Consider the following 16,826-nt stretch of genomic DNA (forward strand, 5'->3'; position numbering starts at 1 on the left):
GCTACTCCGCCGAACCGTGGTAGATTTCGGCGAGCTGAACCATCACTCCTTCGAGTTGAGCATAGTAATCTGCTTCCGACATTTCGCCCTTCCTCGTCCGCAACGCTTCTACCTGCATTTCGAGTTGATCTCGTGTGACGATTTGCTCTTTCGTCAACGGATCCGGCTTCACACGATCCACGTCAGTCCCCACCGCCAGCGTGATGCGTCTTGCGAGATTACCGTCGATGCGGGCACCGTCTTTCGCTTTCGCGATCGCTCGTGTTCCTCGGAACGTTTCCGCTCGCGTTCCACGCCCATCCCCGTTGTCATCGATGAGCGCATGCTCGGTCGCGATCCGTGACTCGGTTTCGTAGAACCGCTGCGTTTGCTTGCTGGCGCTCAGAAACGCTTCCAATACGGAAACTTCGTCGTCATGGTCCAAGTCCGATTCGGTGGAACGCATGGCATCGGCAAAGTACTTTCCAAAACGAGCAAAGTTCTGCTCCGATCCGCTTTGGGTCGCCGTCACGATCACGCGTCCCTGTCCCGATAAAGCGTTCACGAAAGGCCCGCTCGACGAGGCGCAGTTGACGATCACGATCGAACCATGACTGGGCGAATTGTCGGTAGCAGGTTCTCGACGTTGGATCCATTTCGCGAACTCTTTCGCTGAAACATCCGGCCCCCGCAGATTGAAGTTTGTGGCACGGCTGTCGTGGGTTCCATGGCCGATCAGAATCACCCAGTGCGAAGCATCCTCCGTCGCTTGGATCGATTGCATTCGATTTTGTAGGATCTCAAAATCGCTGGTGTTTTCCTCCGACTCACCGATCACGACGAGGGGCACATCGGCGTTCTCGGCAACCTGCTTCCACTGGCTAACCCAGTTTGAGAACATCTCTTGATATTCGTCCGTCCCCGCCGCGCCGACGATCACCGTCAATTCTGTCGCGGCAGGATCGCGTCGTTCGTCTGCAACGGCCCAGGTGGACGCCAGTATCGCCACGACCCAACATCCGATTGGCAACATGCTGTGTGTTCTCATGCCAGTCCCTTCCATCGCCTTAGCCCCCACTCCGAACACAAACACGCGATCATCGCGGTCATCCACCACGCGGAGTGCCAAAGCGGATGCGTCCACGTTTCGGTAACGGGAACTTTTTTGGTGGGCAACTCGGAAGCAAACGCATCGAGTTCGTTGTCATCGACAACCCTGCCACCGGTTTGCTCAGCAATGTTCTGCAGCAGATCACGATTTAACGCCAGATGCTGAAATTCACGAACTTCGGGTTCGCTGGTCCACCCCGTTTCCGCGATTCCAATCGGCGCATCATCCGGTCCCGCCACTGAAGCCGATACCCGGTAGGCTCCCGGTTGGTCGGTCCAGTAGGTCGTTCGATACACCCCGGCCGCTTGGTCGTCCGACGTGACTTGAAGAACCAAAGATTCACCGCCGACCGGCGTTACGGTCAATTCAACATTCGCATTGTCCAGTGGCAGATATGCTTCATCTCGAACCGTGACAACGATATCGATCGCCGCCTCGGTATCGGCATTTTTTTCGATTCTTGCCTCGACGCGACGGGGCACCTCGCCGACGAGCCAATGAGCCATTTGTCGCCACATTTGGGCGGGGTCATCTCGTGCGTCTCCATCCGTCTTCGCCGCTCGATGCATTGACCATCGCCACAGATCACCGAGAGGCATCGCGGCGGTTCGGCCCTTACCAAATCGATGAGCGACGATCGCAGGCAAGGACAGCCCATCACCACGGCGCACCTCAGCCAGCACGAACGCCCCCGGTTTCACATCTCCGACCGTATTGACCGTCGTCAAATTGGGAAGTTCGTTCAGACGAGTGCTCTCATCCGCTTCATTGTCACGAAGCCGCACCCATGGTTCGAGCATGCCTTCACGAGTAATCGAAAAACGATACTCGCCCTTCATGCTTTCTTGATTCAAGCGAGGACCATAAACCGCAGACAATTCGCCGAGTGTACTCTCGGAAAACGATTTGCCTGAGAACGATTCTTGCCCACCCAGCATCAGCAAACCGCCTCCCCGCACGCTGACGAACTGCCGCAACAGAAGCAGTTGGTCTTCGGAAAAGAACTCGGGCTCGATATCGTCCAAGATAACCGCCTGATACGCAAACAATTCTTCGGCCGATTCAGGAAACCCGTCGCTCAGTTCTTCAGACGCCTTCACCCCCATACGGATCATGACGGGCTCATCGTACTGCGCCAACTCAGCCTCGCGATCGTCGACACCGCGAAACAGTGAATTCGTTTCCGAAACACCTTGATCTCGAAAACTAAACTTGGGCTCCTTGTTTGCAATCCGCATCAAACCAACCAGCTGAATCTCCGCATCGGTCGAGATCGCACGGCGTAGAAACTTGAACTCCCAATTTGGGCGTCCGGCAACATACAGAATGCGGTAGGGTCCCGCCGCACGATCCACGGCAACCACTCGTCGATTGTTCACCGCAGTCGCCTCGAAACGTGATTTCACACCCGACAGGTTCGCGACATCGCTAAACGCTTCGCGATCACGGGCGGCAAAAACGGCGGCTGTAAAGAAGCGAAGTCCCGGCTTGGTAGGCCGAAACTGAAACGTCACTTCGCCGCTGCTTTCACCTTTTTTCAACATGACCTTTTGCTCGTGCTTGGACTCAGGTTCTTCTTGATCCTGCAACACGACGACTAATTCACGTTCGCCCCCAGTACTCTCGAACTGCACTCGAACCGAAACCGGGGCGGACTCAAAATCGGTCTGGCGAACGGTGATATCACGGATGGCGATATCGGCAATGACGCCCCTTTCGCTGGGCACGACCGGGTAGATCGGAACACCGACACTCGTCCAATCAAAATCGGTAGACGACAAATCCGTGGGGTTTCCGTCAGTAAACAGCATGAGTCCCGCGAGCGGACGTCCGGAAAAACGTTCGCTGATCGAGTCCAAACTCGATTTCAAATTCGACGCATTCTCGTTTGTCGAATCCAACTGAAATTCATTCGCCGCCGCGAAGGTTGCCTTCTCGGTCCGATCGGCGAACGTGTATCCTCGCACATCAAAATCTTGCTCCATGCGGCGCAGCCAAGCGTTTCGGTTTGAGAACAAATCCTCGACGCGTTCTCGCCTTGAGTCCGATGTCGGAGTCGCCTTCAACTCCATGCTTTGGCTGCGGTCAATCAGGATCGGCAACAAATTCGCTTTCGGACGAGCACGCTCGCTGCTTTGCATCGGCTGCAAAAGACAAACCGTTGCCAAGACAATCGCCGTGATTTTGAGCCCCGCCGCGAGCCAACGCACCCATCCGACCGAAGGGCTGCGAACGTAATTCCAAAGGGTCATCCCGATCAAAAGAGTCGCCACGATCACCGCAGGAATCAACCACTCGGGCGCCCCCCAGATCACGGTCATGCCGATCGGCAACGCGTTGGACATTGGGAGAACGAAAACTGAAATCACTGCCCGCTCCCCAAACGTTCGTAGTATCGTTGAATCGCATCGCGATATTCATTGGGCACCGGATCACGATCAACGGGCACCAACGCGTTCTTCTCCGCCGAACGACGCATCCATTCTTCTTGGACGTCGCGTTGCAACTCTCGCAGCGGCTCGGCGATCATCTTTTCGACCAGATCCCATTGCGGCACTTTCGACTTCCTCAACAGATCGGCGCGAACGTCGCGCGCACGATCTCGAATCCGAGCGGCGCGGGAACGGATCTCGGGGTCATCCACCATTTCTTCGACGTCTCGCAGTTGATCACTCCATTCGCGGAACCCGTCTCCGGTGATCGGTGAAGCGGTCGGGCTGTTTTGCCCATCGGAAGCGTTGCGACTCCAACTGTTCGGACCGTTTTGCGAATTCGTTCCTCCCCGCTGCTGCCCCTCGCCTTGCCGCTCTCCTTGCCGCTCTCCTTCGCGAGGTTCACCCGGCGTGTCTGACGGTTCGTTTCCAGGTTGTGGGCTTCCATCAGGTTGCCCCGCGCCCGATTGGCCGCGACCGGTTTGCTCACGACCGGTTTGATCGCCACTCGGTTGTGACTGGCCGTTTTCGCCTTTACTCGGTTCGCCTGGAATCGATTGACCTTGCCCAGACTCACCTTGGCTCGGTTCGCCTTGACCCGGCTGAGGTTCACCCGGCTGGCCGCGGCCCGATTGTTCGTCTCCCGGTTGACCTTCTCGCGGCTGGCCTTGTCCTGCACGTTGTCCTTCGCCGGGTTCATCTTGCGGTTCACCATCACCATCGCGACGGGAGTCGTTTGGATCCGTTTCGGATCGCTGACGTTGCCCCTGAGTCGGCTCACCGTCTTGGGATTGCTGGTCCCCACCAGACTGTCCACTCTCGCTCGCATTGGCATCACGAATTTCATTCTCGAGATCGCGGCTGAGCTGTTCGAGGTTGCTGGCGGCTCTACGCAGTGCTTCGGTTTCATCCCCCAGCACCGAACCGGCAGCTTTCTCAATTCCTTCCTTCAGCTCACGAATTCCCTCGTTCGCCTCCGCTTCGGCTTCTAAAGCCTCCTCGGTAAATCCGTTCTTGAGTAATTCGGATGTTTCATCCAATCGGCTATCAACTTGTTGCTGCTGCGATCGTCGAAACGCATCGTAAAGCGTCTCGGCAAGAAGTGGTTCGGCCGTTTCCGCTTGCTCCACCGTCTCTTGCATTTTCTCTTGCAACTCACGTAGACGATCTCGCTGGGATTGAAGCTCTTCCTCGAGCTGTTTTTGTCCCTCTCCAGCCCGCAGCCCGGGTGTCGGGTCGTTTTGCTGTTGCTGCAATCGTTCAGAGATATCTTGTTGGCGCTCGTCCAGTTCCGACGCTTCACTACGCATGTCGCGAACCGCATCGTTGAACTGTCCCGCTGCCCGCTCGCGGAATTCATCTCGCATCTCCTCGAGTTCCCGCTCGGCACGCTTCCCAGCCGACAACGCTTTAGAGGCATCATTTTGTTGAAGAGCCTCGGAGGCTTGGCGAACATTCTCTCTCGTTTGCGCGAGCTGCTCGCTTTCTTCTTGCATCGACGACTGGTTCTCGGGACTTTGCATCCGTTCATCGAGCTCATCGATCTCTCGCAGCATTTCTTGCTGCTGATCGCGAAGACGTTTCAGTTGCCGCTCGATCTCTTCTTTGGTTTCTTCATCTTCCGCCATCTCAAGTGCCGATTGCAATTGAGCAACTTGTTTGTTGATATCTTCCTGCCGCTTGGCCAGTTCTCGGAGCCGACTCAACACCTGTCGCGTTTCGCGTTCTTGTTGTTCTTGAGCGCTGTCTTGCTGAGCCTGTTTCTCCGTTTCATAACGGTTTTCGTCTTGTTTGAGTTCTAGATCATTGAGTTGCTGCTGACGCTGTTGTGATGAACTCGAACTCGATTGACTTTGTTGCTGCTGTGACCGTGTGACTTCAAACTCGCGTGCCCGCAGCTTGAGCAAACCTTCGTAGCTGAGTTGTTCTGCGACGAGCGCGTCACCCAGGGCATCCAAATCGCTGTCATTCGCGGCAGCATTGAGATGACTCACCGCTAATTGCATCTGCCCCCGCGCCGCGTCGACATACTGCAGCGATTCCTCGTCTTGGAGGTTTTCAGCGAGCGTATCGAGCGATTCGATTTGTGCTTGCTGTGACTCGGCAATCAATTCCACATTGGTTTGAAATTCATCGGTGATTCCGTCACGCAATACACGCCACGTCGCGGCAATGATCTCCTTTTGCCCCTCCGCGAGTTTTTCGGCCTGTTGTTCGTTCTCGCTCGGCGGTGCCGGCTCTCCTCCGGGCGGCGGATCCCCTTCGCGGAATATTTCTTCAAACGGACGCACTTCCGCAAAATACATGTCCGCCAGAGTGCGACGCACCTCACCATCGGGACCAACGTCCTCCGCCCAAAAATAGTAGGACAACAACTGATCCGGCTCAGCACCGAGCGATTCAAACTCGACGATATGCTCAACGCTCCACTTCTTCGCGCGAGCGATATCGGTAGCCAACACGACTTCGTCAGTTTTGCCTCCAAACGTGTAGCTCAGGCCCATTCGCTCGACGCCAAAATCATCTTCGACCTCTGCCGCGAGAGCCAACTCCTGTAGCGGTGAGACACGCACGTCGCCGGCCGCGGTCGTCTTCAATTTCGGCGGCTGGTTGGGAAGCATGCGGACGATCATCTCGGGCGGATACTTGTTCTTGCGTCCTTTGTCGTCTTCCAGTTCGAGCGAATATCGCACCGACGCATTCAAGACAAGCTCACCTGAATTCGCCGTCGCAGATTCATCGTCGAGATTCAGGACGATCTCTTCGCCTTGTTTGGTGACCAACCTCGCCGACACGACAGGCTTGTTTAACTGAAACCTCCACCGCAGCTTTGTTCCTTCAACGGCGGAAACGCGACGCGTGTCCTCAATCGTCTTGTCGGCCATCTTGGTGTATGCGGGATACTGCAAAAAAACATCACTACGCACCAACGCGGGAAATTCAAAAACGTCCACCGAATACGTCTTGCTCACCCAATCATCGGTGAGCACCTGATATCGGAACGGTTCTTTGATCGAAGTGACGAGTCCGCCTAACACGGGGTCCTGCAGATTGCGTTTCATGGGCGAGCGTAATTCGCTAGTGTCAGCAAAGACGACTCGCAACTCTCCTTCGCTCGGAACAAAATCGGCAAACTTCCCGTCGAATCTTGCAGTCACCAATAGGTTGGTGCCGCGTTCGACTTCCGTGTCCCCCGGGGAAACCGCTACGTCGTGAATCGACTGCTGCGGGAGACTCGCCAATCCGGACGAACCGGGTGTCGGGGGAAAAAGCATCACGCCGAGTACGGCCATCATCAGCGCCAACGCACCCATCCCGCTCAACCGACTGAGCCAAACCTGTCGATTCGAGATTGCCTCAGTCCATGCATAACGATCGCTATGATCGCACGCTTCACGCAGCACCTGTTGTTGCAAATAACCGGCTTGTAAATCCGGATTATTCGAGACGGAAATTGCCGTAAGCAATCGCTGCTGCAACGATGGAAACTTGCTCTCTATTTTTCTAGCGATGGGAGTCGGATCGCGATAGCTACTCGCTGAAATGACAAATGCGATGAAGGACAACACAACGGCGGTCCCCAACAGCACCAACACCGTCACGGTTGCGTCGGCCTTGCCCATCGCAACGCGCGGCAGCATCGACATTCCCACGACTGCGGTAATCAACGCGATCGCGGCAACGCCCCACCACCATTGTCGTTGTCGAAAACGACGGGTGACCTGTTGCAGTCGTTGGCGAAGTTCATTCTCGAGCATATTTCATCCCTTTTGCGATAACGGAGCACCGCTTGATTAGGTTTGTCTTCGCACCAAAAGTGTTTCACCACCGAGAAAAACCAGGGAACCAATCAACAACCATTGCCATAGTTTTTGATTGCTCTCTAGTTCAATATCACGCATCTGGCGTTCTTCGGCCAACTTCACTTCCTTGGGTGTCCAATCTGCGAGGTTGATTCCGAACCGTTCGAGCAAGCTGACGTCGATCGGCTCTAAGTGACTTTCCGATTCGGCAAGATTGACGGCGAAGGAATCATCAACTCCGTCAACCTGTTTCTGATAGATCCCTGGCTCATCGAGAAGTGCCGCTTCGTCATTGGAACCAACCACACTGACTTCGCCGCTCGGCGTGACAATGGAAGCCGTGTCTGTGACTACAATTTGTTCGCCGGTCAGATAGCTTCTCACCTCGTCTTTTGCCGAAACGCTCATCCCGACGAGATTGAACATCAGTGGGATGAACTTGGTCGACAAGGCCAATTGGCTTTCGTTGGGTTGCCACCCCGCCGCCATCACCACGATTCGCCCCTTACCGACGCAGCGTTGTAAAAACGCGGGGGTATCATTGTCGAACGATGCCAACACCTCGACATCGCTGCCCACGTCCTGGAGGGTACGACACGACCAAAACCGGACCTTCGTGAAATCGTTGAACTGCGGCTCCGCCATCGATGAAAATAACGGATGACGAAAATTGATATTCGATAACATCGCATAGTCGTCGACCTCCGCTTCGGTGAGTCGAAGCGTTGGAGATGCGAGTGCGGAGGCAGTGGTGCGTTGCCATTCCGGATTCGCCGCAGTCACCACACACAGCACCGTACCGCCCGATTCAGCATACGCCTCCAATCGCTGCATTGCGGCATCTTCGAGTGGGTCAACGATCACCACCAACAGCGTTTTCTTGACATCGATTTCGGTATTCGAATCGAAGTCACCGCGTTTTACCGACACGTTGCGTCGTTCATTCCCAAGCGGCACTCGGTTGATGTAGTAAGCCAAACTATCGCGGGGGTCGATTTGGCTAGGCTCGTTCTCGAACAGCAACAGCTCGTACTGTTTCGCTTCCGCATCAACGAAATAACGGTCGTTGTCAAATCCCACCTCGTCCCCCGAAACCCGAAGAGCCACTGCAGTGTTCTCGGGACGTCGCATCCGAATGATTTGCGACTGGCCCGGCAAGACTTGAACAGACTGGACATTCATCAGCGTGCTGTCGGCTCCCACCCATGCCACGTCAAAGCGACTCCGGTCGGAAGACTCCGAGTTGGAAACGCGTACCCGAATAGAATCCGAATCAGGGCCGCCCAGGTTCGCCCCAGCTGCTGCAACGTCACGTGCACGGAGCTCGGACGAATCAGCGGCGGCACTCAAAACCAGTGCCCACGCGTTGGATGTTTCTTTCGCGGTAATTTGGCGGACTTCCAGACGAAGCGATTCCGGCCACGCAAACGATTGAAGTTTTTCGATGCCGCCCCCTGTTTGCATGTCGCTGACCAGAATCAAGCTCGCAGGCAATTCACTGACTCCCTCGGACTCTTCCGACTCGTAGGTCGAAGCAAGTTCCGCACAGAATGGAATCACCGTTCCCAAATCGGTCGATTTCCAAGTGGGAGCGATCCCCTCAAGCAACGACTGAATCAACGCAACTCGATCGGCCGACGGTACCCGAGACTGCTCGAAACTGAATTGGACTTGCGGGGTTTGATCGAACGTAACGATCGCAACCTCGTCGCTGGATGAAAGGTCAGCGACGAGTTCGTTGACGGCATTCATCGCATCGTCCCACACACCCGTTCGCTTCATACTCGCGCTGGTATCGATCGCGATGACGAGGCGTTTTCCAGGTGCCGTCAGTTCGGTCGATGCCGCGGATCGAAAAAATGGACGCGTGAACGCGGCAGCCAACAACAGCAATGCCAACGCTCGACACAACAACAACGGCCAATTGTCGAGCCGACTGCGACGGGTTAACCGTGGCGGCGTGGGCCGCAGAAACATTAGCGAACTGAAGCGAACGTTTCCCTTGGGTTGTCGCCTGATCAAATGAAACAGGATAGGCAACCCGATCGCCAACGCACCCGCGAAATAAATCGGGAACAGCAAACTCATGACACACCGCCTCCGAGTCCCGCGGTCGCCCGCGAGAGCATTCCCGAACGTGCGGTGCCACGCGTTTGGCGTTGTTTCGAATCGAGCAAATGGAACAACGAATCCTGCAACGGTTCGCTGGTCGAAATTGTGTACATGTCAACGCCGAGCGAATCGCAAACGTTTTGCAATTGGGACTGATGCTCGGAAAACCTCTTTTGATAATCGCTCTTTGCCGTTTCCGGATCGAGATAAAACTCCTGACCGGTTTCGAGATCTTGCACCATGCTCGGCGCGTCCAAGTGAAAATCCAATTCTGCCGGATCGAGCGTCCTCAGCAACGCAACTTCATGCCCCCGCGACCTCAAGTACGCGAGATTCGTTCGCAGCGATTCGATCGGCGACAAAAGGTCCGAAATCAGCAGCACCAACCCGCGGCGGTAAACAAGATTCGCGATCTGCTTGAGCGGCACGTTGATATCGGTGCCGGCTCCCGACACTGGCCGCGATAACGCAACGAGCAATTGCCGGAGATGACCAACCCGCCGCCGCGCGGGGATGTAATCCGCGATCGCTTCATCGAAAGTCATCAAACCGACACAGTCACGCTGCAACGTCAAGAAATAGGCAAACGTTGCGGCCAGCGTTCGGGCGTAATCGATTTTCGTATACTCCAGCGAACCAAAACCCATCGATTGACTTTGGTCGACAACGAGGTATCCGTTGCGGCTCGTCTCATCTTCGAATTTCTTGATGTAGTAACGATCGCTCCGCGCATAACGCTTCCAATCGAGACCACGCAGATCATCGCCGACCGTATAGGGGCGGTACTCTGAAAACTCGACCGAGGAGCCATGCAACGGACTGCGATGCAAGCCGTTAAAAAAACCTTCGACGACCGTCTTGGCTCTCAACTGCAAATTCTTGATCCGCATCACCGCCGCGGGATCAATTTTCGCGGCGAGATCCGAAGAAGATGCATTCGGAGGTGAAGTGCGATTCGGCAACACCATCAGACTTCCGTCCTGACTGTCTCTATCAAACGGTCGATCACCTTTTCAATCGTCATCCCTTCCGCTTCAGCCTTATAGCTCAATAATACGCGATGTCTCAGAGCGGGATGCGCAAGGGTTTGAATGTCCTCGATTCGCACGTGAGCATTTCCGGACAGCAACGCCCGTGCTTTGGCACCAATCACGAGCGTTTGAGCGGCGCGCAAACCGGCCCCCCAACTCACCCACTGATTGATAAAGTCGGGCGTTCCCTCACGATCCGGTCGTGTCGCACCCACCAACCGCACCGCATACGCGCCGACCTCTTCGGCGATCGGAACACGGCGAACCATCTCATGAAATCGCAGAATGTCTTCTCCCGAAAACAGCGGTTCGATCGGCTCGTTGCGTTGAGACGTTGTTTGCATCACCACCGCGAGTTCATCCTTGGGCGGCAAGTAATCAATCAGCACGTTGAACATAAACCGATCGAGCTGAGCTTCGGGAAGTGGATAAGTGCCTTCCATCTCGATCGGGTTTTGTGTTGCCAAAACAAAAAACGGTTCTTCGAGTTCGTAGCGTCGTCCGGCCGCGGTCACCTGATGCTCCTGCATCGCTTCGAGCAACGCCGCTTGCGTCTTGGGAGGCGTGCGGTTGATTTCGTCGGCCAAGATCACGTTTGCAAAAATGGGCCCTTTGACGAACGTCATTTTGCGATGCCCGTCAACATCTTCCTCCAAAATCTCTGTTCCCGTAATGTCCGCAGGCATCAGGTCAGGGGTGAACTGAATCCGTCCAAAGTTCAGGTGAAAGACTTGGGCGACACTCCGCACCAACAGAGTTTTTGCCAGTCCCGGGGCACCGGTAATCAAACAATGGCCACCCGCGAACAAACTGATCAAGAGTTGTTCGATGACGTCATGTTGCCCGACGATTGTCTTGGAGAGTTCCGTATAAATCCGATCGCGACCTTCACGCAACTGCTCGACCACCCGAGCTTGCTCTTCCATGCTGACATTGGTTGAATTCATGAAGATCAAATCCTTGTTGGTTTCGGAAAGTAGTTTTGCTACACGGTCATCAATGGGTCATGGCATAGGTAACGATATTGATTCCCATCGGATAAGCTTTCTTGACAGAGAACTCTTCGAAATACCATTGGTTTTCGCCTTCCCGTTCCCACCCATCACCCAAATCCGTGTTGTGGCAGATGAACACCACGATGCGGCCCTCATCATCAACGATCGCACGGTAGTGAGCCTTGCTGGTATCGCTGCCGTCGTTCGCGTATTCCCATGACCCGACCTGCCCACTCATCCCACGCCGGGCTGCATTGATCGCGGGCACCTGTGGTTTCTCTTTCATGTCGTAAACGTTGTGAAAGATCTCATGCTCGAGTGGCACTTCAAATGGTTGCCGGTCGGGAAAGACTCGCTCGAGTTCACGGCGCATGTTTTCGTACTGCGAATCCCCCCAGAAATCGTCGACCATTAGGAAGCCCCCGTTGAGGCAATAGCGACGAAGTGCGTCAACCTCTTCCTGACTAAAAACGAGGCTGCCTGGTTCGATGATGTAGATGAACGGGTAGTCAAACAGCCGCTCGTCCGTCAGTTCCAAGACGATCGGTTCAGGATTGACTTTCATCGACGTCAATTGCTGCAACCGCAACGAAAAATTGAGATCGCTATCGCGGTAGTCGGTCGCCCATCCACCGCCGCCTCCGCGACCGCCGTACGAATCATATTTGATCCGAACAAACGTAAACAAATCGCCGGGAAAGTTCTCATCGACTTCCCAATTGGGCACACCGTTGCGATCAGTCGTGATCCCACCGCCTCGCCACCACCGGCCTCGCTGAGCGAATGCCGCCCCGGCCACCAAGACCGCAAGGAAGATTGAGGCAAATCGAAGACTAGGACGCGCGATCGAGCGAAAATTCATTCGGCAACTTCTCCGTTCTTCGCGGTCGAAAGGGGCGTGTCAGGTGACTCTCGACTCTCCTGACTCGGTGCCGGTTCATCGCCCGCCCCGTCTTCCTGCACCATCTCTCTCAGCAACCCGAGAGCGTCGCGGAACCGCGGGGCATCCTCGAGTGCCATCAGCACATGCCGTTTGGCTAGCTCCTTTTCCCCCGCGCTATCGAGCGACTTAGCCAACCGGTAGTTCAATCCCGCCGGATCAATCGGATCGAGGGCGAGTAGTGCCTTCAACGGCGGGATCTCTCGATGCGGAGCCCCCATTGCTGACGCCGCTTTCGCCAAACTCTCGTGTCCGAGCGGCAACAACGGCTGAATCGCGAGCACATCTTCGGCGTGCGAAGCAACGTTCTCCCAATTCTCTTGGCGCAATTCCATCTCGATTAAACGCTCGAGAGCCGGTAAAGCATCGCTCGTTTGCCCGATTATTTTCAAAAGGATCTGTTTTTCCTTCTCCACATCACCCGTTTGCCGATACGCCATGGCCAACATCTCCATCGGACCACCGTGTTCACCGGTGAACACCGATAACTCTTGAAGGGCCTCTAAACGTTCAATCGCTTCTTCGTAACGCTTGGATTGCAACAACCGCGAGGCGAGCGACCGCAGCCCCCAGTAGTTCTGAGGATGCTTGTCCACAAACTCCTGCCACGCATCGAGTCCCCCCTTCTCTGGCAGCTCGTCACGGGACCAATCCGCCTCGGATGCAAAATCGTTCGCAATCTTTTTGGCATAGCGTTCGAACTCCGAATCGAGCTTTTCCATCGGCCCGATCGCCCCGATAAACGCGTCTTCGGTCGACAATCCCGCACCAAGCGAATCGAGAATCTGCTTCAGTTTTTCGAGCCCGTGTTTCTCAATGAGAAACTGAACCACAAGCGACGATTCGTAGTAAGCGAATTGCAAATGCATCGGTGACGGCGGCGCCAGAAACGCACCGCTGAGTTGACTCGGCGGTGTCAACTCCGACTGGGTTTCCGTCGTACCCAAAATCATTTCCCGGTAACGGGGCGTCATCGACTCACCCCAAGACGGGTTCTGCGTGCGCTCTTCGTAAACCGAGATCCCTTCGCTAAGCCACCGCGGCATCCGGTTCTTTGTTTTTTCGAGTGTCACAACGTGACAAAATTCATGCCACAAAACACTCTGCCAATTTGCGGGTCGCTCGCCTTGGCTTGCCGGACTGTTGGCCGTGATCACGCGACCAAAACACACGCCGAGATAGCCGGCCCCACCGGGTAGTCCGAACGTGCGAATCGCAAAGTCTTTTTGATCGGGAAAAATCTCGACCAAGATCGGTGCGTCTGGCTCGACGTCATACTTGGCACACAACACCTCGCGGGCCCGACCTAAAAGATTCAACACCGCGTCGCCATACAGATCGGCTTCACGCGGCTGCATGCGAACATGAATATCGCCCGACTGCAACGTTTCAAACGTCTTGATTCGATCATAGAGCGTGACCAAGTTGTGTGCGACGACGTTGTAGGGATCAGCGTCCGAAACTGATTGCGCCAACTTCCAACCGTCCGCTTCATCACCCAATCGCAATTGGTCCTGAGCAAGCTGAAAACGGGCGACGTGATAGTCTGGATTCATCGCGATCGCTCGCCTTTGATACGCAGCCCCCTCGGCGAACCGATATTTCTCGGACAATTTCTTGCCGATCAGATAATCGACTTTTGAATTTTTGCTCCACGTGCTCAGCGCTTTCTCGCGATACTCCTTTTCTTTTTCAGCGTCCCCGTCGAGATGAGCAAGCACAGCACGCAACGCCCATGCCTCAGGATGCTTGGGATGAATCGCAATGACCTGGTCCAAACGCTCGATCGCACGATCGTATTGCTCACGATCGATCGCTGCCTCTGCTTGAAAGATCAAACTCGGAATGTGATTCGGATTTAACTCCAATGCTCGTTCGATCGATTCATTGGCCTTCTTTGCGTCAGAAGACTCATACGCTTTGGCGGCGAGGTATGCGGTCCGCGGATCGGTTGCGTCCACACGTTCCGCCGCGGTGACCGTTTCCGCGGCGACCTGATAGTCGCCTTTCTCAATCGCGAGCTCGGCCGTCGCGATGTACGCTTCGAGATAATCCGGATCGGAATCGCGAATCCGATCGTAAAACATCTCCAATATCTTCCGAGCGTCTTCGCCACGTTCGGTGAAGTAGCGTCCCGCCGCGACCAAATTATCACGACTAACGTAGCGAAGCGTGGTGCTCTGCAACACCGAGAAAAACCGAGCGATCTCGTCTTCACTCCGCTCGATGAAATCGTTGTGCCGCAGCGTTTCGATTCCCAGCAAACGAAGAGTCAAACTCGACGGATACCGAGTGATCGCGTTTTCATACGTCGTGAGCGCCTCTGCGTATTTCCCTTGCGTCAGTTGAACGCGAAGTAGCAAGCGAGCCCATCGTTCATTCCAAATGCCCGCGTCGACTTCCGCGGCGGCGATCGACTCGGCCTCTTCGTACTTACCTGAACGAAAGAGTGACTCGGTCGTTTGCAGGTCCGCCGACTGCACCGCCGCAGCGAAAACGACCACTCCGCACCAACTCAAACTAACAGCAACGAACGATCGCACGTCGAACATAGGCGGGAGTCCACAAGCATGAACGGAAGGGGAGGGCAGACAGTTATTCTAGCGGGTCTGCAAAGGCGGGAAGGCCAAAGACGGGGAGCGTCATGCGAACGGAAACCCATTTGTCAGCTCGCCCAGACATCACGGTTGTACCCTCTTCGCCCACCCCAAACAAATTTTTCTCGCCCGCCAGTGCCGTTACTTTGCATGCAAGACGACAAAATCCGTGCTTTTTCGGCGGCAACGCGCCCACTCGACACCCAACTTGGGCCATATTCCAGACACAACCTGAAACATTGAAACTTCTCGGCGTTTGAACACGCCGATTTCAGCGTGTCGCATCTTGAAAAACGGAGCCCCTCCATGAAACCTCAACACAACGGTCGTCTCACCTACCTTCACTTGCTCGCCTTGCCCTTCCTGGCAGGTCTTTGCTTGACCTCGCCTTTGCAAGCTGAAATTTGGAGCGACGTCACGGGCAAATTTAAGATTGATGCCCAGTACGAAGGTGTCGACGGCAAGAACGTCGTGTTACGCAAACCAGACGGCTCGACCGTTTCGGTTCCGATCAGTCGCCTTAGCGAAGAAAGCCGTACACGGGCAAAACAGTTGTACATGATGTCGAAGTCCGAACAGCCGGCTTCATCAACGAGAATCTCGCCGAGCGAATCCACATACCAACCCACAAACAACCTTGCCAACATCGTCGCGCCCGCTCCGCCGAACATTGGCGAACTGGCACCGTTCCCAACCAACCCAACCTTGCAACAACAAGTCGACTACCTGCAAACGCAACTCATGGCCGGTCACCTCGAAGCAGTCTGGTACTGCCTTCCTGACAAACTGCGATCACAACTCGACACCCAAGAGTTTCGTGATCTGTATCGGCCTGCCCTCGAGGGTTATTCCGAAACCAACGCGCCGACGGAGAAGATGATTGCCAAGCTACTCGAGGTACTGACGGTCAAGAAAGAGTTCATCCTTGGCTCTTCGCTACTCGCAGCCGTTCCGCCCGATATCACGCCGAAACTGCAACAGGCCTACGATCCAGCGATCGGTGTCATGTATGAGTGGATGTCTCTTTCCAAGGGCCTCGAAGCCATTCCGGATACGACCTTTACCGAACTCGTAAACTACCACTTGCCACGGCTCGGTGCGCACGCCAAGGAACTCTTACCACTGCTTCCCGACGGTACGGTCGACGGCCTACTCAGCCAAATCGTTGTGGTACAAACCGACGCGACCACAGGAACCATCACCACGCCCAAACAAGGGGGCGAAACCGAAACGATCGAAATGACACTCTACGATGGACGGTGGCTACCCACAGAGTTCGCAGACATGCTGGCCGCCAACGAAAATGATCTGCTCGAGAAAGCAAAAGAGTCCGCAGCGGAATTCGAAAAAATCATGACCCCCGAAAGCCAAGCACAGACAGCGGCGCTGATGAATACCATCTCCACCCCCGTCACCGCGGCACTCGACAGCCTTCTGGCGGCCAACACCCAATCGGAGTTCGACCAGGCCGCAATGGGTATGGTTCAACAAGTCATGATGATCGCCGCGAGCATGGGTGGCCCCAATGCAGGCCCTCCCGGTCCTCCCGCGGGATTCTGATTACTTACTCGCGGACCCACACAAACATCACGCGACGATTGGTTGATAATCAGACAGTTTGCTCGCCATTACAACAGCATTGGTGAACGTGTTGGGGGTGACGTATGTCTCCTCTCCCGCGTTGAGTGTGGGGCGAAGCTCAAGATCGACATTTTGTTTTGACGGATGTTATGCGTCGAACTCGCCCGTTAGGAATTGCAGTCCGCCACCTTTCTTATCGCGGTCAACAACGTCAAACACTCGCAATGGCGTCCCGCAATCACGCG

General features: G+C 55.2%; 9 protein-coding genes. 1 reads left to right on the forward strand and 8 read right to left on the reverse strand.

Annotated features, from left to right (window positions below):
- Nucleotide 1: 1 nt before the first annotated feature.
- The 8 genes from NB063_RS04755 to NB063_RS04790 are packed head-to-tail and all read right to left on the reverse strand — an operon-like array spanning nucleotide 2 to nucleotide 14,955.
- Nucleotides 2-1,027, reverse strand: coding sequence for a hypothetical protein (locus NB063_RS04755; protein ID WP_250927601.1), 1,026 nt, complete (start codon nucleotides 1,025-1,027; stop codon nucleotides 2-4).
- Nucleotides 1,024-3,435, reverse strand: a complete 2,412-nt coding sequence (locus NB063_RS04760; protein WP_250927602.1) for a glutamine amidotransferase — start codon at nucleotides 3,433-3,435, stop codon at nucleotides 1,024-1,026. The genes NB063_RS04755 and NB063_RS04760 overlap by 4 nt, the downstream gene beginning before the upstream one ends.
- A 20-nt stretch (nucleotides 3,436-3,455) precedes the next feature.
- Complete coding sequence (locus tag NB063_RS04765) at nucleotides 3,456-7,280, reverse strand: DUF4175 family protein (RefSeq protein ID WP_250927603.1); 3,825 nt, start codon at nucleotides 7,278-7,280, stop codon at nucleotides 3,456-3,458.
- Nucleotides 7,281-7,316: 36 nt separating this feature from the next.
- Nucleotides 7,317-9,413 (reverse strand): BatA domain-containing protein, encoded by a 2,097-nt coding sequence (locus NB063_RS04770; protein ID WP_250927604.1) that lies wholly within the window; start codon nucleotides 9,411-9,413, stop codon nucleotides 7,317-7,319.
- Entirely contained in the window at nucleotides 9,410-10,405 is a 996-nt protein-coding gene (locus tag NB063_RS04775) for a DUF58 domain-containing protein (RefSeq protein ID WP_250927605.1), read from the reverse strand. Before NB063_RS04775 ends, NB063_RS04770 begins: the two co-directional genes overlap by 4 nt.
- Nucleotides 10,405-11,415, reverse strand: coding sequence for an AAA family ATPase (locus tag NB063_RS04780; protein WP_250927606.1), 1,011 nt, complete (start codon nucleotides 11,413-11,415; stop codon nucleotides 10,405-10,407). The genes NB063_RS04775 and NB063_RS04780 overlap by 1 nt, the downstream gene beginning before the upstream one ends.
- A 49-nt stretch (nucleotides 11,416-11,464) precedes the next feature.
- A complete protein-coding gene (locus NB063_RS04785) occupies nucleotides 11,465-12,325 on the reverse strand; it encodes a DUF4159 domain-containing protein (protein WP_250927607.1) in 861 nt (286 codons plus the stop codon).
- Nucleotides 12,322-14,955 carry a tetratricopeptide repeat protein gene (locus tag NB063_RS04790; protein ID WP_250927608.1) on the reverse strand — a complete coding sequence of 878 codons (2,634 nt, stop codon included), beginning with the start codon at nucleotides 14,953-14,955 and terminating at the stop codon, nucleotides 12,322-12,324. The genes NB063_RS04785 and NB063_RS04790 overlap by 4 nt, the downstream gene beginning before the upstream one ends.
- Nucleotides 14,956-15,306: 351 nt before the next feature.
- Between NB063_RS04790 and NB063_RS04795 the strand changes: the two genes are divergently transcribed.
- Nucleotides 15,307-16,560 (forward strand): SHD1 domain-containing protein, encoded by a 1,254-nt coding sequence (locus NB063_RS04795; protein WP_250927609.1) that lies wholly within the window; start codon nucleotides 15,307-15,309, stop codon nucleotides 16,558-16,560.
- Nucleotides 16,561-16,826 lie beyond the last annotated feature (266 nt).

Origin of the sequence: Aporhodopirellula aestuarii, assembly GCF_023701485.1 — a bacterium.
GTDB lineage: Bacteria > Planctomycetota > Planctomycetia > Pirellulales > Pirellulaceae > Rhodopirellula > Rhodopirellula aestuarii.

Bases quoted from the DNA above. Each gene is read 5' to 3' on its own strand.
- NB063_RS04790 (WP_250927608.1), bottom strand. From the start codon at position 14,955: ATGTTCGACGTGCGATCGTTCGTTGCTGTTAGTTTGAGTTGGTGCGGA.
- NB063_RS04765 (WP_250927603.1), bottom strand. From the start codon at position 7,280: ATGCTCGAGAATGAACTTCGCCAACGACTGCAACAGGTCACCCGTCGT.
- NB063_RS04755 (WP_250927601.1), bottom strand. From the start codon at position 1,027: ATGAGAACACACAGCATGTTGCCAATCGGATGTTGGGTCGTGGCGATA.
- NB063_RS04760 (WP_250927602.1), bottom strand. From the start codon at position 3,435: ATGTCCAACGCGTTGCCGATCGGCATGACCGTGATCTGGGGGGCGCCC.
- NB063_RS04770 (WP_250927604.1), bottom strand. From the start codon at position 9,413: ATGAGTTTGCTGTTCCCGATTTATTTCGCGGGTGCGTTGGCGATCGGG.
- NB063_RS04775 (WP_250927605.1), bottom strand. From the start codon at position 10,405: ATGGTGTTGCCGAATCGCACTTCACCTCCGAATGCATCTTCTTCGGAT.
- NB063_RS04780 (WP_250927606.1), bottom strand. From the start codon at position 11,415: ATGAATTCAACCAATGTCAGCATGGAAGAGCAAGCTCGGGTGGTCGAG.
- NB063_RS04795 (WP_250927609.1), top strand. From the start codon at position 15,307: ATGAAACCTCAACACAACGGTCGTCTCACCTACCTTCACTTGCTCGCC.
- NB063_RS04785 (WP_250927607.1), bottom strand. From the start codon at position 12,325: ATGAATTTTCGCTCGATCGCGCGTCCTAGTCTTCGATTTGCCTCAATC.